19 protein-coding genes are annotated in these 25638 nt (G+C 49.8%); 10 read left to right on the forward strand and 9 right to left on the reverse strand.

The window, feature by feature from the left end; genetic code table 11:
• Nucleotides 1-233: 233 nt before the first annotated feature.
• Nucleotides 234-1058 (reverse strand): PhnD/SsuA/transferrin family substrate-binding protein, encoded by an 825-nt coding sequence (locus tag B147_RS0110620; protein WP_020587179.1) that lies wholly within the window; start codon nt 1056-1058, stop codon nt 234-236.
• A 294-nt stretch (nt 1059-1352) separates the two neighbouring features.
• Complete coding sequence (locus tag B147_RS0110625) at nt 1353-2135, reverse strand: carbonic anhydrase (RefSeq protein WP_020587180.1); 783 nt, start codon at nt 2133-2135, stop codon at nt 1353-1355.
• Nucleotides 2136-2394: 259 nt separating this feature from the next.
• Between B147_RS0110625 and B147_RS0110635 the strand changes: the two genes are divergently transcribed.
• Nucleotides 2395-4524, forward strand: coding sequence for a Tex family protein (locus B147_RS0110635; RefSeq protein WP_020587182.1), 2130 nt, complete (start codon nt 2395-2397; stop codon nt 4522-4524).
• Between the two features lie 9 nt (nt 4525-4533).
• Here B147_RS0110635 and B147_RS0110640 read toward each other — a convergent pair whose 3' ends face one another.
• The 5 genes from B147_RS0110640 to B147_RS0110660 all read right to left on the reverse strand — a co-directional run bounded on the left by B147_RS0110640 (nt 4534) and on the right by B147_RS0110660 (nt 9523).
• Complete coding sequence (locus B147_RS0110640; protein ID WP_020587183.1) at nt 4534-5247, reverse strand: ABC transporter ATP-binding protein; 714 nt, start codon at nt 5245-5247, stop codon at nt 4534-4536.
• Nucleotides 5247-6020 carry an ABC transporter ATP-binding protein gene (locus B147_RS0110645; protein WP_020587184.1) on the reverse strand — a complete coding sequence of 258 codons (774 nt, stop codon included), beginning with the start codon at nt 6018-6020 and terminating at the stop codon, nt 5247-5249. The genes B147_RS0110640 and B147_RS0110645 overlap by 1 nt, the downstream gene beginning before the upstream one ends.
• Nucleotides 6021-6030: 10 nt before the next feature.
• Entirely contained in the window at nt 6031-7293 is a 1263-nt protein-coding gene (locus tag B147_RS0110650) for a branched-chain amino acid ABC transporter permease (protein ID WP_020587185.1), read from the reverse strand.
• Nucleotides 7294-7332: 39 nt separating this feature from the next.
• Nucleotides 7333-8268 (reverse strand): branched-chain amino acid ABC transporter permease, encoded by a 936-nt coding sequence (locus B147_RS0110655; protein WP_020587186.1) that lies wholly within the window; start codon nt 8266-8268, stop codon nt 7333-7335.
• 118 nt (nt 8269-8386) lie between these two features.
• Entirely contained in the window at nt 8387-9523 is a 1137-nt protein-coding gene (locus B147_RS0110660) for an ABC transporter substrate-binding protein (RefSeq protein ID WP_051085663.1), read from the reverse strand.
• A 214-nt stretch (nt 9524-9737) separates the two neighbouring features.
• Here B147_RS0110660 and B147_RS0110665 point away from each other — a divergent pair, with 214 nt between their 5' ends.
• From B147_RS0110665 to B147_RS0110705, 9 genes are all read left to right on the forward strand, one after another.
• A complete protein-coding gene (locus tag B147_RS0110665) occupies nt 9738-10856 on the forward strand; it encodes an alanine racemase (RefSeq protein WP_020587188.1) in 1119 nt (372 codons plus the stop codon).
• A 279-nt stretch (nt 10857-11135) separates the two neighbouring features.
• Nucleotides 11136-11894, forward strand: a complete 759-nt coding sequence (locus B147_RS0110670; RefSeq protein WP_020587189.1) for a class I SAM-dependent methyltransferase — start codon at nt 11136-11138, stop codon at nt 11892-11894.
• 52 nt (nt 11895-11946) lie between these two features.
• Nucleotides 11947-14259: a TonB-dependent receptor plug domain-containing protein gene (locus B147_RS0110675; protein ID WP_020587190.1), complete on the forward strand. Its 2313-nt coding sequence runs from the start codon at nt 11947-11949 to the stop codon at nt 14257-14259.
• A 20-nt stretch (nt 14260-14279) separates the two neighbouring features.
• Complete coding sequence (locus B147_RS0110680) at nt 14280-15872, forward strand: ABC transporter substrate-binding protein (protein ID WP_020587191.1); 1593 nt, start codon at nt 14280-14282, stop codon at nt 15870-15872.
• A 4-nt stretch (nt 15873-15876) separates the two neighbouring features.
• Nucleotides 15877-16686: an ABC transporter ATP-binding protein gene (locus tag B147_RS28175; RefSeq protein WP_020587192.1), complete on the forward strand. Its 810-nt coding sequence runs from the start codon at nt 15877-15879 to the stop codon at nt 16684-16686.
• The gene (locus B147_RS28180) at nt 16671-17678 is read left to right on the forward strand and encodes an ABC transporter ATP-binding protein (RefSeq protein ID WP_020587193.1); all 1008 of its coding nucleotides are present in this window, start codon (nt 16671-16673) and stop codon (nt 17676-17678) included. The genes B147_RS28175 and B147_RS28180 overlap by 16 nt, the downstream gene beginning before the upstream one ends.
• Nucleotides 17660-18598 (forward strand): ABC transporter permease, encoded by a 939-nt coding sequence (locus B147_RS0110695; RefSeq protein ID WP_020587194.1) that lies wholly within the window; start codon nt 17660-17662, stop codon nt 18596-18598. Before B147_RS28180 ends, B147_RS0110695 begins: the two co-directional genes overlap by 19 nt.
• Nucleotides 18595-19434, forward strand: coding sequence for an ABC transporter permease (locus B147_RS0110700; protein WP_020587195.1), 840 nt, complete (start codon nt 18595-18597; stop codon nt 19432-19434). The genes B147_RS0110695 and B147_RS0110700 overlap by 4 nt, the downstream gene beginning before the upstream one ends.
• A 203-nt stretch (nt 19435-19637) precedes the next feature.
• Nucleotides 19638-22106, forward strand: a complete 2469-nt coding sequence (locus B147_RS0110705; RefSeq protein WP_020587196.1) for a transporter substrate-binding domain-containing protein — start codon at nt 19638-19640, stop codon at nt 22104-22106.
• A 24-nt stretch (nt 22107-22130) separates the two neighbouring features.
• On the opposite strand, the gene B147_RS0110710 is transcribed toward B147_RS0110705, so the two are convergent.
• Together B147_RS0110710 and B147_RS0110715 are read right to left on the reverse strand one after the other, a co-directional pair.
• Nucleotides 22131-23207: a hypothetical protein gene (locus B147_RS0110710; RefSeq protein WP_020587197.1), complete on the reverse strand. Its 1077-nt coding sequence runs from the start codon at nt 23205-23207 to the stop codon at nt 22131-22133.
• Nucleotides 23197-25575: a DEAD/DEAH box helicase gene (locus B147_RS0110715; protein ID WP_020587198.1), complete on the reverse strand. Its 2379-nt coding sequence runs from the start codon at nt 25573-25575 to the stop codon at nt 23197-23199. Before B147_RS0110715 ends, B147_RS0110710 begins: the two co-directional genes overlap by 11 nt.
• Nucleotides 25576-25638 lie beyond the last annotated feature (63 nt).

Raw genomic sequence — 25638 nt, forward strand, 5'->3', positions numbered from 1 at the left:
TTTAAAAGCAAGGCGCTCAGTCGATTCGTATACCCAAGTATTTCACGTTCTACCTGCTCCAATTCTTGAGCATTGCGAACCAACCTCGGATCGTCCTCCAGTTCTTTCAGGCAGGCATAGACTTCTTCAACAGTATTGCAATCTTCAGCTTTTTTCATCAGCACAGTCCAATTTTATAGTCGTCTCAGCGAGAAGAAACTATCACGTTTTTTGTTCTCAAAGATAGGCTTTTTTCAAACCGGGAAAATGGGAATGCGCCCAGGAGTATTGTCCCAGGTGTCAATCTGATTTAAAATGATTTCTCTGATTTTGGATTGGTAATTTTTACGAAATGCAAGAAAATTAGGGATATAGCGTTGGGATGTGCCCACAATTTTAAGTTGACGTGAAATCTGGGGATTGAGTTCCGCCATAATGTCAAAGCTCTTTCGGGTCACCAGGCAGGCATCTTCCTTGCCGAAAAAAACAGGTAGAAGGGCCTCATTGACCTTGCCCACCGGCACCATCCGGCTAAAAAAATACGCCGCTGCGGACAGCCCTGCCCGTGCCAGTGTAACATCCAGCCAAATAACAGACAAAACGGTTCTTGGATTCTTCGGATATATCAGGGAGCAGCCTTTGAGATCTTTGATCTGGGCAATAGAACTATTATTGCGGGCAATCAAAAGATATTCTTCGGTCATGCTCTGTCCAAGCACGGGAAAAATGAATTTTTCCTGGTACAACAAATGCTGCAAATCAACAAACTCCATTATGGTAAAGCAGAGAAAATCAGTCCTGTTCTCTTTAAGCGCGGTTTCCATTTCCCTGACATCCCCATAAATTTGGGGCTGAACGTTAACCAAAAGATTGGCAGACACCATCAATTCCGTGGCCCAGACCTTTATCACGGCCATGGCATCGTTCTCGTTAACCGCACCGATAATCGACCGGGAAAACCCGATATTAAGACGCTCATTAGACTGTGCCATACCGGCCTGGAGGCAGACGGCGGAGACCAGCAGCGCTATGATCCACCGTTTGAATCTCACAGGTTTTATTGCGTCATTTCTCTGCATTTTGCTCTTTCATCAAATCAGGGCATCGACCAATCTGCTGATCGCATCGCCCCTTGGGCAGCAAATGAAAATGGGGAAGTCTTCTTCTGGCCGTTTAGAAAAGGGAGCGTTGGCCCTGGTTTGATTCAACTTATTTCTTTTGGTTTTTACGTCCAAAAGGTTGGTTCTGGAGGTTAGAAATTCGAAAAAAAGCCCCCATCTTGTTCGTCCATAGCATGTAAACGCGGTACTGACGTCAGCACCGCGATTTGTTCGGCAATTATTATCCTTTTTGTATTAAATTTTGAGGCAAAATTATTCGGCCATTGCTTCCATGGCTCTATCGGGATTTGCCTCAACTTTCTTTAGGATTTCCATGGTTTTTGCTTCAGGCAACCAATCGATTTTTCCATTTGATACGTCATAAATCGCGCCGACAACTTTGGCTTTCCCTGCGTTCACCAGATCGCGGGAAGAAGGGCTTGCCATGAACAGGTCTTCAATGCCCTTCCAGATATTTTCCTCAATTGCATAAGGTATTATATCCGTACCATGGACATGTGGGTTGTCTGACATCGCCTTTTTCACTGCCGGAATGATGTTATCAACCAGCGGGGGGATATTTCTTTCCAATGGGTGGCCGTGACCTTGAACCGCCTTTGTCACAGCGGTTACAGCACCACATTGGGTATGTCCAAGCACGACAAATACCGGGGTCTTTACATGGGCAAGGCCATATTCAACAGACCCGATCTCATCAACATCCAAAACATTACCGGCAACACGAATCACAAAAATGTCCATAACACCGGCATCAAACAGAATTTCAACCGGAACCCTGGAGTCCGAGCAGGTGATTACGGTTGCATAGGCGTGATCGCCTTGATCTTCTTTGCCGGCAAGTGCAAGGCGGGCAACGTCCGTATGAGGCTGGGTTGCTTTACCGGTTACAAAACGCTCATTACCCGCTTTCAGCATGGCTATTGCTTCATCCGGACTGGGTTTGGCTGCTTTGCTGCCACTGGCGAAAACAGGGCCACTGGTTAAAGCTAAAAAACAGCTGACAGCTACAACAAATTTCAAAATTTTTTTCATCATTGTACGTCCTCCTCTGAAAGAATAGATTTTGTGGCAAACACTTAGCCTCCAATAGGCTATCTCACCTGTTAAAAAACGGTGTATGGGAGATTATCTTGACCGTTGCCGGGATGACAAGGAAAAATTTAATATATTAAAATTTTTCCTTGTGTCTTTACCAGGAAAAAAAATTATAATATAGCTCACTTACCTACGGTACCCCCGCCGTCCGGCCTTGAAGCCATTGACTTTTTACCCAGGCCCGCTGTAATAAAACCACATGAATATCCAAATAACGATCAGCCGGGATACCGGCCTTAAAGAAAACCAGGTGGCCGCAGTTCTGGATCTACTGGACCAGGGCTCCACAGTGCCGTTTATAGCAAGATACCGAAAAGAACGCACAGGCAGCCTGGACGAGGTAGCCATATCCGATATCCGGGACCGGGCAACGGCGTTAAAAGAGCTGGAAGCCAGAAAACAGGCCATTATCAAATCGTTGGAGGAAAGGCAGCTTTATACCAAAGCATTAGGCCAACTCATCGAAAATGCCGATTCCATGACCCGGTTGGAAGATGTGTATGAAAAATATCGGCCCAAGCGGCGGACCCGTGCCACCATCGCCCGGGAAAAAGGGTTGGAGCCCCTGGCCCGGCTGATTCTGGAACCTAAAAGCGGCATCGACCTTCAAAAAGAGGCAACCGGATTCATCGGGCCGGATGTGGCAAACCTGGAAGCGGTATGGGCAGGTGCCAGGGATATTATTGCCGAAATCATTAACGAAGATGCGTCCATCCGGTCAGGGATCAGGGATCTGTTCGTCAAAACCGCCATAATCCGCACGACGGTAATCAAAAGCAAAGCCGAAGACGGTGCCAAATTCAAGGACTATTTTGACTGGGGGGAACCGGCATTTAAAGCGCCGTCCCACAGGATACTTGCCATGCTCAGGGGCGCTGCTGAAAAAATTTTGCGTGTCCATGTCCTGCCCGATGAAAAAAAGGCGTTGAATATCATCCATGGACTTTACCCGGGTAAAAGAAACATCACGCCCCAAAGCCGGGAACAGATCCTTGACGCCGCCGAAGATGCCTACAAACGCCTGCTGTCCAAATCCATTGAAAATGAGGTATTGAGAATGCTCAAACAAAAGGCCGATGAGAAGGCCGTGGCGGTTTTCTCGGACAATTTACGGCAGGTGCTTCTTTCCCCTCCCCTTGGCGGCAAGCCCGTGCTGGCGGTTGACCCGGGATTCCGAACCGGCTGTAAAATCGCCTGCCTGGATACCACGGGAAAGCTGGTTCACCATGATGTCATCCACCCCCATACCCCAAACGGGAAAGCATCCGCCGCACAACTCATCCCCAAACTTGTCTCCAGATACGAAATCCGGGCCGTCGCCGTGGGAAACGGCACAGCCGGCCGGGAAACGGAAAACTTCATCAGAGAGCTGGCGCTGCCCGAAGATGTGGATGTGATCATGGTGGATGAAAGCGGGGCCTCTATCTATTCAGCATCTGAAACAGCCAGAGAAGAATTTCCTGACCATGACATCACGGTCCGTGGAGCTGTTTCAATCGGCAGACGGCTCATGGACCCCTTGGCGGAACTTGTCAAGGTGGAGCCCAAGTCCATTGGGGTGGGACAGTACCAACACGATGTGGACCAGAACATGCTTCAAGCAGCCCTGGACGATGTGGTAGTTTCCTGCGTCAACCAAGTGGGTGTGGAAGCCAACACCGCATCAAAGCAGCTTTTATCCCGGGTATCCGGCCTGAACGCCGGCATCGCCGCCAACATGGTCAAATACAGGGACGAAAATGGTGCATTTGACTCCAGAACCGATTTTCTCAAGGTGCCCCGCCTGGGCAAAAAAGCATATGAACAGGCCGCAGGATTTTTAAGGATCCAAAACGGAAAAAATCCCCTGGACCGCAGTGGCATCCATCCCGAATCCTACGCCGTGGTTAAACAGATGGCCAGAGAGCTTGGCTGTCGTGTGGAAGAGATGATGACGGCAAAAGCGTCGGTGCAAACTATGGACCTTACCCCCTATGTGACGGAGACCACAGGACTTCCCACACTCAAGGACATTGTTGCCGAGCTGGCAGCCCCGGGCCGGGACCCAAGAGAGCCGTTCCAGGCGTTTTCCTTTGACAAAAATATCCATGAGATGAAAGACCTGGCGCCTGACATGGTTGTTCCCGGCGTTGTAACCAATGTCACGGCATTTGGCGCTTTTGTGGATATCGGAGTCCACCAGGACGGACTTGTCCACATCAGCCAGTTAGCAGACCGGTTTGTCAAGGATCCCAATGAGGTGGTCAAAGTGCGGCAGCAAGTAAAGGTTCGCATCCTTGCGGTGGATATCCCCAGAAAAAGGATATCCTTATCCATGAAAACACGCTGATTAGAACACTTAGGCACCCAGGTACGCCTTTTTCACCTCCGGATCGTCAAGCAGTTGATCTGCCGGGCCTTCAAGCACAAGCTTGCCATGTTCAATCACATACCCCCTCTGGGCAAACTTGAGCGCCAGCCGGGCATTTTGCTCCACAAGAAGGATGGTGGTGCCGTATTTATTGATCTCTTTGAGGGCATCAAACATTTCAAGCATGAGCAAGGGTGCAAGTCCCATGGAGGGCTCATCCAGGATCATGAGTTTTCGACCGCTCATATAACCGCGGCCCACGGCAAGCATCTGCTGCTCTCCGCCGGACAGGGTGCCGGAAATCTGATTTTTTCGTTCTTCAAGGCGGGGAAACAGATCAAATACCCACTTTTTATCCTTTTCAATCTGCTCGGTATCTTTTCTGGCAAAACAGGCCAGGGTTAAGTTCTCGGTTACCGTGAGGTTGCCGAAGATTCTTCGGCCTTCGGGCACATGGGAGATGCCCAGCCGGCTGACCACCTTGTCAGTGTTATAGGACAACACATCTTCGCCCTCAAATTCAATGACGGAACCCGGCTCACTGGGCACCATCCTGGAAATGGCCCGGAGGGTGGTGCTTTTGCCGGCACCGTTGGCACCGATAATGGTGACGATTTCACCGGCATTAATGCTGAAATCCAGCCCGTGAAGCGCCTTGATATTGCCGTAGGACACTTTAAGATTTTTAACTTTCAGCTGCATCAGGTCAAATCCTCCTTGCCCAGATAGGCTTCAATCACTTGGGGGTTGTTCTGGATCTCTTCGGGAGGTCCCTGGGCGATCACTTCGCCGAACACCAGGGTCTGGATATGCTGGCAAAGTTCCATCACAAATTTCATACGGTGTTCAATCAAAAAAATCGCCACCCCGAAATCCCGGTGTACCTGCCTGATAATTTTAATCATCTGGATCAGCTCGTCAGGGGTCATGCCTGCAGTGGGTTCATCCAGAAAAAGCACCTTGGGATTAGTGGCCATGGCCCGGGCCATCTCCACCCGCCGCTGGGCCCCGTAAGGCAGGCTGGTCACCAGCTGGTCGGCATGCTGCTTAATATCAAACAGTTCCAGAAGCCGGTAGGCATTCTCTTCGGCTTTGGCCTCCTGCCTGCGGCATTTGCCGGTGTTGAAGAATGCGTCGAACAGGCTGTAGGAGAGTTGGGAATAGTGGGCCATTTTAATATGATCCAGAACATTCATATGCCGCCACAGGGCTAAATTTTGAAACGTTCTGCCAAGCCCCTTGGCCGCAATCTCATTGGTTTCAAGTCCTACAATATTTTCATCTTCAAGTGTAATCCGGCCTTCGGTGGGGGTATAGACCCCGGTGATCAGGTTGAAAACGGTTGTCTTGCCCGCCCCGTTTGGGCCGATCAAGCCGACAATCTGATTTGGCCCAACCGAAAGATTATAGTTGTGGACTGCCCGTAATCCACCGAAATAGTGGGTCATTTTATCTACATGAAGCAAAGGCGTCATGGTGCCCTCCTTATTTGTTCTTTTTGGCCGCAAGCAGTTTTCCGGCGTTGATCTCCCTGAAAGAGATCAAGCCGTAGGGCCTGAAGATCATGACAAAAATCAGTATCAGCGGAATAATGATCCACTTGAACAGCTCCAGGGGCCGCAGGGCTTCGCCTAAAATATTGATGGAAACGGCGCCCACAATGGAACCCACAATTGAATTCAGGCCACCGAAATAAACCATGGCAAGGATTTCGGCAAGCCGGTTAATGCTGAACATGCCCGGGTTTATATAGGTCAGCACATGAGCAAAAAGACCGCCGGCCACACCGGCCCAGAATGCACCGAACATAAACGCAGTCATCTTGGTTTTCCGGGTTTTTACAGTCATGGACTCGGAAGCGGCCTCATCATCGCGCACGGCATTCAGGGCCTTTCCCATGATGGAGGTGACGAAATTATGAATCACCCAGATGCACAGCATGGTCCAGATAAAAATCACAGGGAGCGGGGCCAGATCAGGTTGCCCACCCATGCCTCTGGCACCGCCGATGACATTAAGATTTTCCACCGCACTTTTGACGATGAACATGAATGCCAGGGAGATGATGGCCAGGTAATCCCCCCGGGTCCTAAATGAGGGTATGGCCACTAAAAGCGAAGCAATGGCCGCTGCGATCCCACCCATGATTAGAGCAAAGGGGAAAAGCCACGGCCCGAGGGTTGGCGGCAGCACGGCAGCCCCGAAAATCTTGTCATTGGCAAACAAAACCAGGGTAATCACGGACGAGACATAGGCCCCCACCGCCATGAAGCCTGGATGGGAACAGGAGAACTCACCCTGGTAGCCGTTGATAACGTTGATGCTGATGGTCAGAATAATGGAGATCAGCGTCAATTTCACCACAAGCACGCGATAGTCGTTGATTCCGGCCCAAAGGGACAAGATGCCGTAAAAACAGCACAAATGAATCAGCACAGAGAGCCATAAAGGCAGCTTCTCCATGGCACCTGCCAATGGGTTGGTAAAAAATGCAGACGCTTTTCCCACAATACAGACCGGCAGCATATAAACAACCAGGTCATAGGCCAGGGCCCCGGGAATCATCACCGGATCTTTGAGCATGATAATGGCACCGAATAGCACCGGGATCTTGGGCAGGCCCAGGTAGTAGGAAATATAGTCGTATCCCCAGAAATATTCAATCAACACGGCAGCCAGCATCCCTAAAAGCCAGCCTGCCATGGGTATGTTCGATAGGAAATTTTTTATTGATTGTACAATCTTCATGGCAACGTTTCTTTCTAAAAAACGGGTAAAGAAAAAATATTACAGCCTCAGTTTGGTGCTGTGCTCCATGCCGAAAAATCCCCTTGGCCTGAAGGTCAGGATCAAAAGGATAATGGAATAGGCAATGAGATCACGTAAGGTTGACGGAAATATGGTGGCGACGAATATTTCAATAAACCCGAGAAGGTAACCTGCCAACGCTGCGCCCTTAATGGAACCGCGCCCGCCAAGAATTGCGGCAACAAAGGCTTTCCAGCCAATCAGCACTCCCATGTACGGATCCAGGATGGGATATGCCTGGCCGTAGAGAATGCCGGCCACCGCCGCCAGCCCCGCACCAATGGCAAAGGTTAAAGGCGCCATGATGTTGATGGAGACCCCCATGAGGGGTACGGCAAGAAAATCAAAGGACATGGCCCGCATGGCCATCCCCCATTTGGTTTTCTGGATAAAGGTGTGCAGCGCCAGCATGAGCAGCAAGCTGATGATAATGATCATCACCTTGATATTGGTAAAATAGACCCCGCCCACATTGTAGGAGACCGATTCAATGAGCGGTGGAAAGCTTAAGCGTTTGGCACCCAGAAGAATCAAAATACCGGTTTCGAAAATAATGCCGATCATAAGGCCCGTGATGGCGGCAGAGGCCCGGGGTGCTTGGCGCAAAGGGCGGTAACCTGCCACTTCCACAAACACCCCGATCCAGGAGGCTAAAAACATGGTCACCACAATGGTGGCTACAAAAATAACAGGCCCGGGTAAAACGCCTGCAAACAACGCAAGAAAAAGCGTTGCAATACCAAAACCGATATAGGTGCCCAGCATGAAGATATCACCATGGGCAAAGTTAAAAAGCATCAAAACGCCGTAAACCATGGAGTACCCGATGGAGATCACGGCGTAAAAACTTCCTCGCTGGAGTGCATTGATAAAGTTCTGAATAAAAAACGGTATCAGATCTGTAAACGATTCCATGCAGCAGTTCCTGTTAAAACACTGGAAATTAAGTTCAAAAAATAACTGCCGCAACATATGGCGGCAGTTATTTTTTTTCCAACTAAAAACGTATTAACGAATATCTCCCATACGCCTGTTAGGGGCATACGGATTTGTAGAACTCGTATTCACCCTTATCGTTAATTTTTACGATAACCGCACATTTAACCGGGTCACCCTCTTCGGTAAAGGTCATGTTGCCGGTGATACCTGCAAAATTTTTAATTTTTGCAAGGGCATCCCGGACAGCTTGACGGTCTTTTTCAATTTTGCCGGTCAATTTGCCGGTATCTTGAATGGCCTGCTGGGCCAGACGAAGGGCATCCCAGGTCAGGGCTGCCACATCATCGGGGATATATCCGTATTTTGCATTGTAGCGGTCAATGAATTCCTTGGTTGCGCCTTTGGCACCGGCGGCTGCGTAATGGGAAGAGAAAAACTGGCCGTAGCAGGCTTCGCCACACAGCTCAACGGTCTCGGCAGATCCCCAGGAGTCGGAACCCACAATGGGTCCTTTCCATCCAAGCTCTTGGGCCTGTTTGGCAATCAGGGGCACTTCATTGTAGTACTGCGGGGTAAAAAGGACCTGGGCACCGGACTGGATGATTTTGGTCAGCTGGGAAGAAAAATCCGTATCTTTTGTGGTGAAGCTTTCAAAGGCAACGACGGCGCCTTCACCATGTTTTTTCTCCCATGCTTCCTTGAATACCTCGGCTAACCCTTTTGGATAGTCAGAGGCCACATCATAAAGGACAGCCGCCTTGGTGAACCCGAATTCATCGGTAATAAAATTAGCCACAACAGGACCTTGGAAGGGATCCAGGAAACAGCCGCGAAATACAAAGGGGCGGTTCATGGTGGTGTCCGGGTTGGTGGACCAGGGGCTGATCATGACGGTTTTGTATTTGTTTGCCACTTCACCGGCCGGCACAGCCTGTTTGGAAGACTGGGGACCTACAATGGCCAGAACGTCATCCTGGCTGATCATTTTAGTGTTGGCTTTTACCGCAGACTCCGCTTTGGATTCATTGTCTTCAACGACCAGCTCAACCTTGTACTTCTGGCCGCCGACTTCAAGTCCGCCGGCCTTTTCAATGTCTGACAGCCACATTTCAGCGGCATATTTTGTGCCTTCACCAACCTTTGGAATATCGCCGGTCAGGGGCGCATTAATGCCGATTTTAATGACAGTCTCTCTTTTGCAGAACGCAGATGAAGAAAAAACCATGGTCATTGCAATGACAGCCGCCAGACAACAAATAATTTTTTTCAATGTTTCCTCCTATATTTAAACCTTTTAACAATAGAATTAATGTATAAGAAAATAAAAAAGCGAAGTAAAGCAGAATAATCTATTGTTTGTATTTCTAAACATACAATAATGTAAAAAACAAATCAGACGTTTAATTTTTTCGGTAAGCGTAAAAAATTAAAAAGGAGTGCCGATCATGGAAATAACAGACCATATGTATGATGTCGCAGCGGATATTCCCACCCCTTGTTTGATCATTGATGAAAACAGACTTGAAAAGAACATCGGCCGCATCCATGACTATGCTGCCCGCCACAGTTTCATGGTCCGGCCCCATGTTAAAACCCATAAATGCATTTATATTACAAGGATGCAGATGGCGGCCGGGGCAAAAGGGATTGCTGTGGCCAAGGCAGGCGAAGCACTGGCATTGGCAGAAAACCCCGGCACAGACATTACCGTGGCCTATCCTGTGCTGGGAAAACAGCAGATAAAAATGATTGCAGATATGGCAGCCCGGCACACGATTCGGGTGGCGGTTGATTCCCGGCATTTGATGGCGTGCCTGTCAAAAGCCGCACAGGCAAACCAAACCCGGATCGGCATCCACATCATTTTTGATGCCGGGCTCCACCGATGCGGCACTTCAGATCCCGAAGACGTGGTGGCACTAGCCCGGTATGCAACAAAAGCACCCGGCCTGCACTATGAGGGGGTTCAGCTTTATCTTGGCCACCTGTACGGGGATGCGGCCCGGGATCCAGCGCATTTTAGACAGATTAATACGCTGTGGGATCCCACATATAAGGCACTGTGCCGGGCAGGACTCACACCGGAAACCGTATCGTCAGGATCTAGCCCCTCCCTTTTCAATACCCATCTGGTCAATCATGTCAACGAAATCCGGGTGGGGACCATGTATCTCAACGACTATTTTGAATTAAAATTCAACCATTGCGAAATTTTAGACTGCGCGGCCCGGGTTGTGGCTACGGTCATCTCAGACAGGGTTGAAGGCCAGGTGATCATTGATGCAGGCTCCAAAGCCCTTTGTGCCAAACAGCTGCTTGCCGGTAAAAATCTTGAAATGGGTTATGTGTGTGAATACCCCGAAGCGAAAATTTTCAGACTCCATGAGGAGCATGGATGGGTGGACGTCAGTCAGTGTAAAAAGCCGCCCTCCCTTGGTCAGCGCATCAGCATCATCCCCGTAAACATTGCTTTATGCATGAACTTATTCAATGTGTTTTTTCTTGCCGGAAAAGACGGTTCCCTTCGCCGGGAACCCATCCAAGCCAGGGGGTGTTGTGTTTAGCTTTTTATTATCCGGAAAGTATTCCTCTTGACTATTAGATATTGGATTTAATATAGAGGCATGAAATTTTGCCTGAAGGCGACTATTTCACAGCGGTTTTTACCTGTGACATTTCCGGAAGAATCCCGGAAAAAAAATAATAAGGCAGTATAAAACTGCCTTAATACAACCACATAAACAACAATAACCACGAAGGTTCAACGTGCTTAGCTGCATGCCGGACCTTTGTGGTTTTTTTTTGGCATGCGGCTCAAAACAGACCCGAAAAAGGAGAGATCAATGGCAGCCGGCGGCATGAACCTGCTCAAAAAACGCATTGAAAAATACTGGAACTGGAGAAGCTCAAGTTACGAACTGGATCAGGCAAAATCCATTGAAACGGTAAACGACTGGGAATCCACCATCAACGCCTTGGTGACCCATGTAAAAGGAAATGACATGCGGGCACTTGATGTAGGTACAGGGCCGGGGCAGTTGGCCTTTTACCTGGCCAAAGCAGGTTTCAAAACGACCGGCATAGACATCTCACCGGGCATGATTACGCGTGCCGAACAAAAAGCGCTGCAGGATGGCCTCTCCTGCGATTTCCGGACAGGCGATGCAGAACATCTTCCCTTTGAAGACAACACCTTCGATGTGGTGGTGACCAGAAATCTTGTCTGGACCCTTCCCGATCCCCAGGCCGCTATCCGGGAATGGCACAGGGTGCTTAAACCCGAAGGCCGCATTATCATCTCCGACGGATACTGGCAGAATATTACCTGGTCACGCATCCACATGCTGGTCCTGAAAGGGATCAAGGGATTTTTAAAAACCCGCAGTTTTATTTCCTGCCGTTTTTTCTCCCACTATGCCGGGCTGATCAAAAGTCTTCCTCTTTATAGAGGCGTGACCATCAATGATGCCGGAAAACTCATGCACAAGGCCGGGTTCAAGGATATCCTTTCCTGGGACATTCCGCGGCATTTCAGCAAAAATCCATACGGTGCTGGCCAGCTTTCGGCTCCAGTTTTTTTTATCGTCTATGGAAACAAATGAGCGGGTCATTTGTTATTTTTTAGTTTAACCCCTATATCAAGGAAAAAGAAAAATGAGAGTTGTAAAACATGTTCTGTTCACCGTTGCCGTCACAACGACTCTTGCGCTGTATTCACCAGCCTGGGCTGCCGGGGATGCTGCACAAGATACCATTGACACGGCATCTGCCCGGACCGAAACCAGTGAAGAACTGGAGACCATAACGGTGATTGCCACCAAAACGCCCAAGGCGCCTCTGGATTCACCGGCCTCTGTTTCAATCATCTCCGAAGAGGAAATTAACGCCTTTAATACAGATCATCCCTTTGCCCCGTTGTTCCGGACAGAAGGCATCTACCCCCGCCATTATAACGGCCTGGCAGATTACTGGTCCCGCCCGATGATTCGTGGACAAAAAGCCCTGGTTCTGGTAGACGGCCTGAGCTGGTATGATTACGCCCAATACTATGACACCGGCGCCATCCCCATGAAGGATATTGAAAGGATTGAAGTGGTCAGAGGTCCTTTTTCCGCCCTTTACGGCACCCTTGCCCAAACCGGTGTGATTAACTACATCACCAAAATCCCCTATGAGATGGAAGCGCAGGCCTCTTTTACTTATGGTTCCGACAACACCCAGTATTACAGTGCCCGCATTGCTGATCGGCCATTTAGCCCTTCAAGTGATGCAGAAAACCTGTCCTGGGCTGAAAAAAACCTTGGGGACAAATTTTTCTACTCCTTAAGCTTTAAGTACCGGACCACCGACGGGTATGAAAACTATCCTGTCACTACGACCCCGGGGGCCCCAGTTGTTCCAGGCGCAGGCGCCCAAATTGCCGCCAACGTAGCAACGGATATTGACCCCGAAAAGGATACGACCCGTGCGTATTTAGGAACAATGGGGGAGAACTGGTATGAAGACCATAGCGCATTTTTGAAAACCGGCTATGAAATTTCCGACTATTCTAAAATTTGGTATAGCTTTAACATCAGCGAGTTAGAGTATGGATGGCGGGGCGGCGGAAGTTCTTTAAGCCAGGCTGACGGCACCCCCATTACATCTGGCACCGCATATTACCGGATTGGTTCCGACTATTATGAGGTTGATCTAGACGATGTTGCCTTCCAAAGGACAGGCTACCAAAAAGAATCCTATGTCCACACCCTTCATTATGATTACTCTGTACCCAACAAGGTCGATATCAATGCCCTTATCGGCTACAGTGATAAGGAGAACCAGGAACACTCGAATACATCGACAACAACCACAATAAAAGACAATGATCTGCTGCAGGGAGATTTGTCCGCCACTTTCCATATCCTGGACAACCAGCTGCTTTTGACCGTGGGTACCCAGGGCGTTAAAGAAACCGCTGAAGATACCGTTTATAATTTATCCAGCGCCAGTGACTGGGACAGCTGGACCACTGTCAGTTCCCGGAATTCAGGGGAAAGCCTGACCTGGGGTACTTTTATCCAGGCCGAATACACCCCCGTTACCCCCCTCACCCTGTATCTTGGGGGCCGGTATGACCATTGGTGGGCTACGGATACATCCTATTACACCAGTGCCGCCGGCACGTCATCTGCGGAAGATATTGATGACGGCCAATTCAGCCCCAAGGCTTCCATCCTTTACCGACTGACAGATAATGGCGTTCTACGGGCGTCTTACGGCAAATCATTTACTGCCCCCACCCTGTATCAAAGAATGGGAACATATAACTATACCGACAGTGACGGCATCCCAACGGTTGGCCAGGGGAATCCGGATCTGGACCCATATACAAATACATCCTGGGAAATCGGTACGGAGTGGCAGTTTCTCAACAAACAATTGCGTGTCAAGGCCACATATTTCCAGAATGATTTTGACGGTATTATTTCAAAAGTCGAGAAATATTCATCCCTCAGAGATGAATATATAAGGACATATTTTAACGTTGCAGAAGCCGAAGTAGATGGCATTGAACTGGCTTTAGAGGCGGATCTGCCCTGGAATTTCAAAGGCGGTATCCATTATACCCATAACTGGTCTGAATATCACGACCCCAATAATGAGCTTGGTAAAGATAGTTGGATAGTGGATGAAACGCCGGAGAATATTTTCAACTTCTGGCTAGGATATTTCAGCCGCTATTGGGACGCGTCTGTTAACCTAAGATATTCCGACATCGTATATGATGACCGGAAAAACCCCTATTCCAGCTCCACATTCAAGGATTATACGGACTCCTTTGTTGTGGATGCCCAAGTCACATTCAGGCCGGTTAAAAAAGTGTCCGTGACCCTGTCGGTGGACAACCTGTTTGATGAGGAATATTATGAATACTATATTCAGTCCGGCCGGACAGTCATGGCCACAGTGTCTGTAACCCTGTAATGAGAACTTAAGAGTATTCTATGACTATTTTACATATAAATCCTTCCCCTGCCGGACCGGGCGTTTCATCCCGGCCCGGCAGAGCCGTTTTTTGTCTGATGCTCTGTCTGATCTTTTGTTTGGGGACAACCAAGGCGTTTGCCACAGAGCCCTTCACCATTGCCAAGCCCTTTGGCCCTTCGGGCACTGATCTTGATCCGGCCAAGGGGTCCAACGGGTGGTATGCAAGCGAAGCCGGCATTACAGAGACCCTGTTTGCCCTGGACTTTAACATGAACCTGATTCCCTGGCTGGCCCGGGGATTTAACAATCTTTCGCCGGTATCCTGGGAAATCCGATTGCGGGATAATGTTTTTTTTCACAATGGTCTGCCCATGACGCCCCAGGCAGTGAAAATCTGCCTTGAACGTCTGATCAATGAAAACAGCGATGGGTTCAATAAACGAATCCAGGGACTTTTAGATATAAAAACCATTACAATAAAAAATCCCCAAACCCTGATTATCGAAACCCTTCACCCCAATGCCGGTTTTATTTACAATCTTTCGTCTCCTGAAACCGGAATCATTGATTTGTCAGGCAACACCCTTGCCGGAACAGGGCCGTTTCAGCTCAAAAAGGTGGTGCCCAATGAAAAAACCGTTGTAACAGCTTTTCATAGGTATTGGAACGGAACACCAAAGCTTGCACAGGCCGAACTTTATGTGATCAAGAGCCCGGTTTCCCGTATGTTGGCCTTTGAGTCGGGAAAAATTGACATCGCTACCAATTTTCCGGAACTGGATGCCCTGCGCCTGATGAAACAGGATAATGGTGTTAAGACCAGAATCAAACACCGGCCAACCGCCAGGCTCTGCTTTTTCTTTGTCAGGGTAAAAGATGGTCCATTAGCAGATCCCAATCTGCGAAAAGCGTTGAATTATGCCATTGACCGCAACCGGATTCTGGCATCAGTGCTTGGCGGCATTGGCGCTGAGATCGGGGCATCGGTTTTCCCCAAAGTTATGCCTTGGTGCAACACTGCGCTTTCAGCTTATGCCTATTCGCCTGAAAAAGCAGCCGCCCTGCTGGATGCGGCCGGCGCAAAAGATCTTGACGGCGACGGTATCCGGGAAATAAACGGCAAGCCGCTGCACCTTGAGATGTGGACCTATGAAAACCGGGCCGCCTTAAAACCCACCTTGGAACTGATTAAATCTCAATTGTTAATGGTGGGGATCGATACCGGAATCCGGGTGACAAAGAAAGGTTCTCCTATAAATCAAGCTATGAAGCAGGGACGGGTTCATCTGAACCTTCAGATGTGGAACACAGCCCCCCAGGGAGATCCGGATGCCTTTTTGTCGGATGTGTTCATGACCCATGCCAGATCCAACGTCATGGGCTATGCCAATCCAAAACTGGACCAGTTGCTCCAGGCGGCCAAAACCTGCTTTGATCAAAAAGAAAGGACCCGCCTGTACAACCAGGCCCAGCAGATTATCCATGATGAAAATCCTGTGATCGTGCTGTTCCATAAATCCATGGTAACAGCCATATCAGGCAAGGTTAAGGGCTACCGGATTCATCCGGCGGAAAAATATCTGTTAACCCCAAATATTGGCAAAGAATAGCCACATGCCCTGCCCTGCCGGCCAAAACATTCTCAGCGTCAGGCGCCTTAAGGTCTCTGTCAGCACCCAATCGGTTGACCGGGAACTGCTCCGGGATGTAAATTTCACCCTTAACCGGGGAGAAATCCACGGCCTTGTGGGAGAATCCGGGTGCGGAAAAAGCCTTTTTGCACGCACCCTTGTCCGGCTTGAAGCCCCTGCCCGTATTGTATCCAGCACTATTTTTCTGGACAATACCCAGGTGTCAGCCCTGCCTGCCGGTGCCTTTGCCCAGTTTCGCGGCAAAAAGATCAGCCTGGTGCTTCAAAATCCGGCATCGGCCATGGACCCGGTGTTCACCATGGCAAGCCAGTTCAAAGACGCATTGTCTATTCTACCCAAAGGCGATCAATCCATGAACCGGGTATATCAGCTGCTCAAAGAGGTAGGAATCCCGTCACCCGAACAGCGGTGCCGGCAATACCCCCATGAATGGAGCCGGGGCATGCTCCAGCGAGCCCAATTGGTGATGGCGCTTTTGGGCAACCCTGGGATCATGATTTTAGATGAAGTCACGTCAGGTCTGGACCCCACCATTGCCCTGCAGATCCTTGAACTAATTTCCCGGCTCAGGCAGACCCGGAACACAGCCTTTATAATGATTACCCATGACCTTGCCATGGCCGCCCATATCTGCGACACAATTTCGGTTATGCGCCATGGCTCCATCCTTGAAACCAATGATGTGAAAACCTTGTTTAATCATCCGGAGCATGCCTATACCAGGGAATTCATATCCGGAATGGGACAGGAGGCATTGTGCCCGAACCTTTGATCCGGATTGAAAATTTAGGCGTGGCCTTCAGGGATCGATCCAGCCGGTTTGGCCGCGGTTCACTGTTCTGGGGCGTCAGGCAGATTTGCTTTTCCCTGGAAAAGGGGGATTCATTCTGTCTGATCGGCGAAAGCGGCTCCGGGAAAAGTACACTGGCCCTTGCCCTGGCAGGTTTTCTTCCCTTTCAGGAAGGATGTATGACATTCAAGGGTAAAAAAATCGTCAAACCCAGGGACAACGCCCATAAGGCTCTGATAAAACAGATTCAAATGGTGTTCCAAGACCCGATCCAGGCGCTGAGCCCGTTCAGAACCCTGGGCCAATCCATGGAAGAACCCCTGGCAGCCAGGGGCATTTGCAAAAAAGAACGTGACGTAATCCTTGCCCGGCTCATCCGCGACACCGGCCTGACCCAGGACCTTTTAGATCGGAAACCGTTCCAGGCCTCCGGGGGACAGAACCAACGGGTCTGTATTGCACGATCTCTGTCCACCCGGCCGGATCTGCTCATTTTGGACGAACCGCTCACTGCCCTGGACAGCCTGACCAAAAACCGGATCACGCGTCTTTTGTCCCAAATTAAAAAAAAATATCCGGTCACATCCTTTATCATTACCCACGATATGGCCTTGGTCAAGGCCATAGCCACCCGGGTGGGAGTGATCTATCTTGGCCGGATGCTGGAAACCGCAACCAGGCAGGAAATCCTGTCCGAACCGGCCCATCCCTATACCCGGGCGCTTTTATCCGCCTCTTTCACACCAGGTATCTGGAAAGGAGAGCGCCTGGTGCTCAAAGGCGATGCACCGTCAGCCATGAATCTGCCCCGGGGCTGTATCTTCCATCCCCGGTGCCCGGAATCGGCCACGATCTGTCAAAAACAGCCACCTCCCCAGGCAAAAATTTCACCCGGCCACACGGTCTTTTGCCATATGTATACGACTGCATCCGAATATAATAAGGAAAAAGTATCATGCCCGGCTTTATCATAAAAAAAACAGCCGGTATGATTCTGGTGCTATTCGGCGCCACGTTCCTAACCTATGCAATGATTTTGCTGGCACCGGGAGATGCGGCAAGGGAGATCGCCGTGGCCAGGTACGGCGGAGAAGCCCAGCTGGACCAGGCCACCGTCGCATGGATCAGACAAAAAGAGGGGCTTGATCAGCCGTTTTTAATCCAATACGGCAGGTGGCTGTTCCATGTGGTGCAGCTTGATTTCGGATATTCCTTAGTGGAAGAGGCAAAGGTAGACAAGCTGATCTGCACCCGGTTTGCCAAAACTTTTGAGTTGGCGGCTGTGGCCATTCTCTTTGCCCTGGCCGTGGCCCTGCCCCTGGGAACCCTGGCAGGTTTAAGACAAGGATCATGGATGGATTCAGCATCAATATCCCTGTCCGTGCTGGGCCTCTCCATCCCCAATTTCTGGCTTGGCCTGCTGTTGATAACTTTTTTCAGTGTTCACTTTCATTGGCTGCCCAGTTTCGGCACAGGCACCTGGCAGCACCTGATTATGCCGGCCCTGACCCTGGGCACATCCATTACCGCTTATATTGCAAGGCTTTTGCGCCTGTCCGTGATCCAGAGCCTGGCATCAGACCATGTTCTGGCACTGCGCGCCAGGGGAACGGATTCTTTTAAGGTGCTGTCAAAACATGTGGTCAAAAACACGCTCATCCCCTTGGTCACCATTGTGGGACTGGAATTCGGCCTGATTCTTGAGGGTGCGGTAATAACGGAAGTGGTCTTTTCATGGCCGGGGCTCGGCAGCCTCATGGTAGATGCCATCTGCAACCGGGACTATCCGTTGATCCAGGGGGTGGTGTTGTTCACCGGGGCGATTTTTGTTCTGATTAATTTTGTGGTGGATCTGATCTGCAGCGCCCTGGATCCAAGGATTGGCCTGAAATGACTTTTTTTAAAAAAAGCCTCTCCCCTGCCCGTCTGATGACTTTTTGGGTACGCAATCCCGTCACCGGCATGGCTGCCGGGGTCCTGGTTATTTTAGCGGTCTTCACTGTGGCCGGACCTTTGTTTGCCCCCAATAATCCGTTTACCCCCCATCCGGACATGCGGTTGAGCCCGCCCTCTATCCACTTCCCCATGGGCTGCGATGTTTTGGGCCGGTGCCTGTTTTCCAGAATTCTATGCGGGGCCAGGGCATCCATCGGCATCGGCTTTGCCGCAGTGGCCATATCTGCATGCCTGGGCACGGCGATCGGCCTTGTGGCAGGCTTTTTTAAAGGCTTTGCCGACGAATTGTTCATGCGCATAACAGACATGTTTCTGGCCTTTCCTGAAATGGTGGCAGCCATTGCCCTGGCCGGCATCATGGGGCCGGGCAACCTTAACCTGATCTTTGCAATCAGCTGCATCTCCTGGACAAAATACGCACGTCTTTCCAGAAGTATCGCGTTAAGTGCCAGGGAAGCCCTTTACGTAAAATCGGCACGTCTTTCCGGGGTATCCCCGGTGACAATCATTTTTCGGCATATTCTGCCCACGGTGCGGCCTTCCATGACGGTCCTGGCAACGGTAGGCATGGCCAAGGGAATTTTAAGCGTCTCGTCCCTTGGGTTTCTCGGATTTGGGGTCCAGCCCCCGGCCACGGAGTGGGGAACCCTGCTTATGGAAGGAAAAGACTACCTGTTCACCGCCCCCTATCTCTCCATATTTCCAGGACTTTGCATCATGGCTGCGGTTCTCTCTTTCAACCTTTTAGGTAACCGGTTTGAACACAAAACCTGATAATTGCCGGCCCCATACCAAAACAATCAAAAAAGCAATTTTTCAATTTAGCGATCATAAGTTGTTTGACGCCCACCTTGAGTTCAGATACATACTACTTCCAGTTGAAAACAAAGAGGATTACAGTTGGGAAAACACGATATATATATACGGATAATCTGTTGAAACTCTACTTTAGGCGCTATTTAAAAAGGATCATAACGATGACGGCACTCATCATGGGACTGTCGTTCATTAATCCTGCATATTCCCATGCCCAAAACCCAGGAGATAGTACAGCCGGCACCCTTCAGCTAACCCCGGCTGAAAAGTCCTGGATAAACAAGCATCCCATAATCACCATTGCAGGCCCGCGATCCTTTCCCCCTTTTCACTATTATGAAAAGGGTAAACCAAAAGGCATCTCAGTCGATTACACCACCCAAATAGCGGCAAAATTAGGACTTCAACTGCGTATTCAGGCAAACCTTCCTTGGTCCCAGGTGCTGGAACGTGTCCGGCAAGGAGACATTGACCTGATCACCTGCATTGCAAAAACGGCTGAGCGGGAAACCTATCTTGATTTTTCCGAGCCCTATCTGACCGTCCCCCTGGTTATTGTCTCCCGTTACGACAGCCCTTTTATAGGCGGCCTTGAAGACCTTCATGGGAAAACACTGGCTATGGTATCCCAAACCCTTGCACAGGAATGGCTTTCCAGGGACAAAATTGACTTCTCACCCCTTTATGTGCAATCCCCATTACATGGGCTTGAAGCGGTCTCCTTTTCACGGGCAGATGCCGCCATAGAGAACCTGGCAGCAGCTACCTATCTGATTCACAAAACCGGACTTGCAAATCTTAAAATTGCAGCACCGACGCCCTATGACAATTATCAGCTGTATATGGCCGTCCCCAAGGGGCACCAGGAGCTTCTTACAATCTTTAACAAAGCGCTTGCCGCCATGTCTCCCCGACAAAAAAGTGATATTCGCAACCAGTGGCTGTCCGTTAAATACGACTATGGTGTCAACCCCAACGATGTGTTTCTATATATTATTTTGGTTCTTTTGTTCTCTGTCAGCATCATCTTTATTGTGCTGCTCCGAAGCCGAAGGCTTTCAAAGGAAACCCGGGAAAGGATCGTTACGGAAAAGGCGCTGCGGGAAAATGAAGAAAAACTTCGAAACATCCTGGAAAACAGCACCAGCATGTATTATACCCACACACCTGACCATAAAATCACTTATGTCAGCCCCCAATGCAGACAGATTTTGCACTGCGAACCCGAAGAGGCCATGACGAGATGGACTGAATTTGTCACGGACAACCCCATCAATCTCAAGGGTTTTGAATATACCGAAAAAGCCATTAAGACCGGGCAGCGTCAGCCCCCGTATGAACTTGAATTGAAAGGAAATAAAGGGCACAAAATTATGGTGGAAATCCGGGAGAACCCGGTGGTGGAAAACGGCAGGACCGTGGCCATTGTGGGTTCCGCAACCGACATTACAGAACATAAAAAAGCTGAGAAAGACAAAGAAGCCCTGCAACACCAACTTATGCAGGCCCGCAAAATGGAGTCCATCGGCACCCTTGCAGGCGGCATATCCCATGATTTTAACAACATCTTGGGAATCATCCTGGGAAATGCCCAACTTGCACTGTTGGACCTGCCCGAAGAGAATCCAGCCCGGTCACGCATCAAAGAGATTCAGGCCGCCTGCCTAAGGGCCAAGGATGTTGTCCTGCAACTGCTTAGTTTCAGCCGACAGGCGGAACAGAAAAAACAGCTTTTAAACCCGGCCAAACTGGTGACCGATACGGTCCGGTTTTTAAGGGCATCCATTCCCTCGTCCATTGAAATTGTGTGCCAAACTGATGAGCCGATACAGACAATCAATGCCAATCCCACACAGGTCCAGCAGGTCATTATCAACCTGTGCAACAATGCAGCCCAGGCCATGGAACCCGGCGGCGGCACCCTGACAATTTGCCTTACAACGGCAAAAACCCATGACTTAGAAGCGCTGGAACTAAAGGCACGTGCGGCAACGGAGGCTATTCGACTCACTATTGAAGACACCGGCACAGGCATTGATCCTGCCATCCAGGACAGAATTTTTGATCCCTATTTCACCACCAAGGAGGTCGGCAAGGGATCGGGCATGGGACTGGCCATTGTCCATGGTATTGTCCACAACCATGGCGGCGCCATATCCGTTAAAAGTGGAATGGGGTGCGGCACTGTGTTTACTGTTCTGTTTCCGGCAAACCCCATGCCCCCGGCAGACGAGGAACCCGATGATACCGGCCCCGTACCCGGGGGCACGGAAAGCATTCTTCTGGTGGACGATGAAAAAGGACTCACTGACATGCTGGGGACCATGCTGATGAACCTGGGTTACACGGTGAAGGCCGGCCAGGATCCGGAAAAAGCCCTGGCCACATTCACGGCCTCACCTTCCCGGTTCGACCTGATCATAACGGATATGACCATGCCGCGCATAAACGGTCTTGAACTCTGCGCCGCAATAAAAAAAATCCGCCCGGACATTCCGATTATTATCTGCACCGGACACAGCAGTCAGGTAGATGCCGCTTTTTCCAACAGCGTTGACATAGCCGCAGTCGTCACGAAGCCTGTGACAATCCTGGAAATTGCACAAACCATTCGCAAGGTTCTGGATTAATTTCGATGGTCTTACTCAAATTTTTCATTCGCCAAAAGAGGGACGTAACCCCAGACAATTCAGGCAATTGATGTTCAGATCGGGACTTAACCCGATACCGTAAGTACCGGCACCACAAGATTGGCAGGCAACCGGGTCCATGTCCTTGGTCACAGGATTGTAAGTCAGGGTAAAATCGGTATTGTTGCGACCGGAGATCAGCCTGGCAAACACCGTCACACAGGCAGATGTCAGGTACAGGGCTGCTGCCGGTTTAAAATCAATACAAATCCCGTATTTATTGAGCAAATCTTTTTTTTTGGCGGCAAGTTCGGTTGGAATCATGGCAATCTTTTCTTCCCGTTCCCTGACCAGCTCCTGGGAAAGCCCGCTTCTGCTAAGGTTTTGCCGCATCTCCTTTTCAAGTGCCTGGTAATATGCGTCAAGACTTGCCGTGTCCCTTTGAAACCGCCGGTTCATGCTCTCCACGAATGAAGCCAACCGGTCTTTTACCAGGTTTTGTCCATATCTGGATACAACCGTCCGGATCGCTTCAATTTCTTTGTCGTTCAGCCCTTCGGCATTTTTAATGCTGAATTCCTTTTGAACATGGGAGAGGCCCTGGGACATGTCCGGGATAACCACACCGGTATCCATGTTAACACAGATCTCCACAAGACCTTGTTTTATCTCATCACTCTGGGCGGTATACCGGCAGGTAAGTACAAGATACCGGGTTCTTGCCTCTCCGGTCTTCATCACCCGGACCTTGGACTTATAAAATTGAAACCGGTCTGCAATCAGCCGGGCAAACCCTTGAGTTTTAATATAATCAAATTTCAACTCGGCCCGGGCAAAAGGCGCGGACTTTCCTGCCAGGGTGAGCATCCGGTCAAGCAACGGGGTATGCAGCTGCACGGCATGAACCTTTGAGCGCCCCTCTTCCACAACTTCTTCAGGCCCCACTCTAAAAAAATCATCCATGCCAAGGGTTTGGGCCGCAGCTTCAGGCAGCAGAATATCCCGGATTAGGCCCTGATCTTCCACCTCCCCTCCCCGGGCTTTAAAAAACCGGCAGGCAAAATCCATGGCATCAATCTGTTCATGCCTATCAGAGTTCATAACTGTCTCCAAAAAGCTTGCCGTCCAGTTCCCTTGTTTTCACATATCCTGTTTTGGCCCGTTTCAGCTTTGTACCCAGTTTGGCGAAACTCTGGTCCCGCTCTTCAGCATTTTGTGAATCCACCCAGATGTCGCACACCATATCCGAAAACTCCTTTTCCCCCCGGACCCGGCCCAGGATCATGTCAATCTCTCCGATGACCATCTCAAACATATTGATTTTCCGGTCCAGGATATCCAGGATATAATCCTCAATGGAGCCCTGGGCGCAAAAATTATAGATCCGCACCTCCTTTTCCTGGCCGATGCGGTGGATACGGCCGATTCGTTGTTCAATTTTCATGGGGTTCCAAGGCAGGTCGTAATTGACCATCCGGGAACAAAATTGGATATTGCGCCCCTCCCCGCCTATTTCCGTAGTGACCAGCACTTGGCTATTATCCTTAAATGCCTGGATGGCAGCATCCTTTTTCTCATTGGCCATACCGCCGTGGAAAAGAACAAATGAGACATCATTCCACTCCAAAAATTCAGCCAGGTGCTCCATGGTCGCCGTATATTTCACAAAGACAATGAGCTTTTCACCGTCCGCTTTGACCAGCTTGAGCAACGCCGTATTCTTTGGTGTATCCACAGTTGTCCGACACAGATTTCTAACAGCTTTGATCTCTTTTTCAATCTCCAGCAGCCATGACCGATTTTCAAGCATCCGGTTCAGTGTGGCTTCCACTGCCTTGGGGGAAGACCCGGCCTGGGCCAGCAGATTTTTAATCATCAATTTTGCCTGCCCCTTTTTCTGATCGTTAAGCAAATGCAAAAGGACCTGGAGGCGTTCATAAAAAACGATCTCGCCCTTTGTGGGTGCAATACGGATGGTGGTGGCAAACCTGGGCGGAATATGAATCCCTGCCAGAGCCCGGGTATTACGGATCATCACCTGGCCGAGCAGGTGCTTAAGCTTTTCCCTGTTTTGGGGGTCTGTGGGGTCACCGCGCTTCATGAACCGCTCCCTGAAGGAGGTAGCCGTCTCAAGCTGCCCCGGCTTGAGCAGAGTGATCAGGTTATACAACTCCATGAGGTTATTTTCCACGGGCGTGGCCGTCAGCAAAAGGATAAATTTTTTCTTCAGGGCATTGACCAGTTTGAAATTTAAGGTGGACTTATTTTTTAGATGATGGGCCTCATCAACAATCACCATGTCGTACTCCCGGCTGGTGATCAAGTCCCAATTTTTCTTTGACTTGGCCTGGTTGATGGATGCCACCACCACCTTGTGTTCCCAGAAATTATCGTCCCCTGATTTAAATTCCGGACTGTCCGTTGACGGCACGTTGAGGTTGAATTTGGATGCCATTTCAGTCTGCCACTGGGAGACCAGAGGGGTCGGGGTCAGAATCAAGGCAGTTTTTACCATCCCCCGGCGCAAATATTCCGACAGGATGATCAACGCCTCAATGGTTTTGCCCAACCCGACCTCGTCGGAGAGCAATGCCCGTCCCCTGAATTGCTTGAGGACTTTTTTGGCGGTTTCCTCCTGATACCAGAACGATTGGATTTCCGTAAGCCCCGGCAGGCAAATCAAGGTTTCAAAGGATTCCGCAAATCGAATTTCGTGACTCATGAGCGCCAGTTCATATAGCTCAGGCCCAGCGGTTTCAGTTCCGGCCAAGGCCTTGACAAACGCATCTTTGTCAATATTTATGGTCACAGGAACCGATGCCGGTTTTTCAGGCGCCTTACCTTTAACCGGCTGAACAGTTGATGATTCGGATGCCGGGGGCGGTGGGGCAGCTTTATCTGCCGGGCATTTTGGATCTGCCCCTGCCAAACTCTCCTGCCGTCTGTAAATTTCTGCCATTTGCCGGATGGTTTTCTCGCGCTCCCGGGTTTCGGCAATTACATCTTTGCAATAGGCAATGATATCTTTGATGGTGGCCCGTTTTCTGCGCTTATCGTCAATCTTAAGTTGTGTAAAATTTTCAAGCAGATCTTCAGCGGTTTTTAAGCAAAGTTCATATTTTTCCGAATTTATCAAAAAAACGACCCGTTCATAACGCATGGAATCTGTTATTTTTCCGATTTTCTCAAGGCAATCCATGGCATCCAGCTGTACCTGAGAGTCACCCAACGTCTGGCCGATCTGCCCTAAAAGGTGAATCACCGCTTCTTCTTTGGGAAGCAACTTGATTGCTTTTTTGACGAACTTAAGCGCCTGGGAAGAATCAGCGATATCATGATAATAAAAGGCTTCTTCATAGTAAAACCAGCCTTTGTCTGCGACTGCTTTTCCCGCCTTAGCCCGCCTGACCTGCACTTGCTTTTGCTTGCGTTTCTGTTTGCGTTTTTCCGCTTTTGATTTTGCCAACATCCCTCCCTGTTTTTTATCCGCCGGTATTGTTTACAGACAATTTCGCAAAACGCCGGAGTGGAA

Origin of the sequence: Desulfobacter curvatus DSM 3379 (assembly GCF_000373985.1) — a bacterium.
Taxonomy (GTDB): Bacteria; Desulfobacterota; Desulfobacteria; order Desulfobacterales; family Desulfobacteraceae; genus Desulfobacter; species Desulfobacter curvatus.

Bases quoted from the DNA above. Each gene is read 5' to 3' on its own strand.
- B147_RS0110620 (WP_020587179.1), bottom strand. From the start codon at position 1,058: ATGCAGAGAAATGACGCAATAAAACCTGTGAGATTCAAACGGTGGATC.
- B147_RS0110625 (WP_020587180.1), bottom strand. From the start codon at position 2,135: ATGATGAAAAAAATTTTGAAATTTGTTGTAGCTGTCAGCTGTTTTTTA.
- B147_RS0110635 (WP_020587182.1), top strand. From the start codon at position 2,395: ATGAATATCCAAATAACGATCAGCCGGGATACCGGCCTTAAAGAAAAC.
- B147_RS0110640 (WP_020587183.1), bottom strand. From the start codon at position 5,247: ATGCAGCTGAAAGTTAAAAATCTTAAAGTGTCCTACGGCAATATCAAG.
- B147_RS0110645 (WP_020587184.1), bottom strand. From the start codon at position 6,020: ATGACGCCTTTGCTTCATGTAGATAAAATGACCCACTATTTCGGTGGA.
- B147_RS0110650 (WP_020587185.1), bottom strand. From the start codon at position 7,293: ATGAAGATTGTACAATCAATAAAAAATTTCCTATCGAACATACCCATG.
- B147_RS0110655 (WP_020587186.1), bottom strand. From the start codon at position 8,268: ATGGAATCGTTTACAGATCTGATACCGTTTTTTATTCAGAACTTTATC.
- B147_RS0110660 (WP_051085663.1), bottom strand. From the start codon at position 9,523: ATGACCATGGTTTTTTCTTCATCTGCGTTCTGCAAAAGAGAGACTGTC.
- B147_RS0110665 (WP_020587188.1), top strand. From the start codon at position 9,738: ATGGAAATAACAGACCATATGTATGATGTCGCAGCGGATATTCCCACC.
- B147_RS0110670 (WP_020587189.1), top strand. From the start codon at position 11,136: ATGGCAGCCGGCGGCATGAACCTGCTCAAAAAACGCATTGAAAAATAC.
- B147_RS0110675 (WP_020587190.1), top strand. From the start codon at position 11,947: ATGAGAGTTGTAAAACATGTTCTGTTCACCGTTGCCGTCACAACGACT.
- B147_RS0110680 (WP_020587191.1), top strand. From the start codon at position 14,280: ATGACTATTTTACATATAAATCCTTCCCCTGCCGGACCGGGCGTTTCA.
- B147_RS28175 (WP_020587192.1), top strand. From the start codon at position 15,877: ATGCCCTGCCCTGCCGGCCAAAACATTCTCAGCGTCAGGCGCCTTAAG.
- B147_RS0110695 (WP_020587194.1), top strand. From the start codon at position 17,660: ATGCCCGGCTTTATCATAAAAAAAACAGCCGGTATGATTCTGGTGCTA.
- B147_RS0110700 (WP_020587195.1), top strand. From the start codon at position 18,595: ATGACTTTTTTTAAAAAAAGCCTCTCCCCTGCCCGTCTGATGACTTTT.
- B147_RS0110705 (WP_020587196.1), top strand. From the start codon at position 19,638: ATGACGGCACTCATCATGGGACTGTCGTTCATTAATCCTGCATATTCC.
- B147_RS0110710 (WP_020587197.1), bottom strand. From the start codon at position 23,207: ATGAACTCTGATAGGCATGAACAGATTGATGCCATGGATTTTGCCTGC.
- B147_RS0110715 (WP_020587198.1), bottom strand. From the start codon at position 25,575: ATGTTGGCAAAATCAAAAGCGGAAAAACGCAAACAGAAACGCAAGCAA.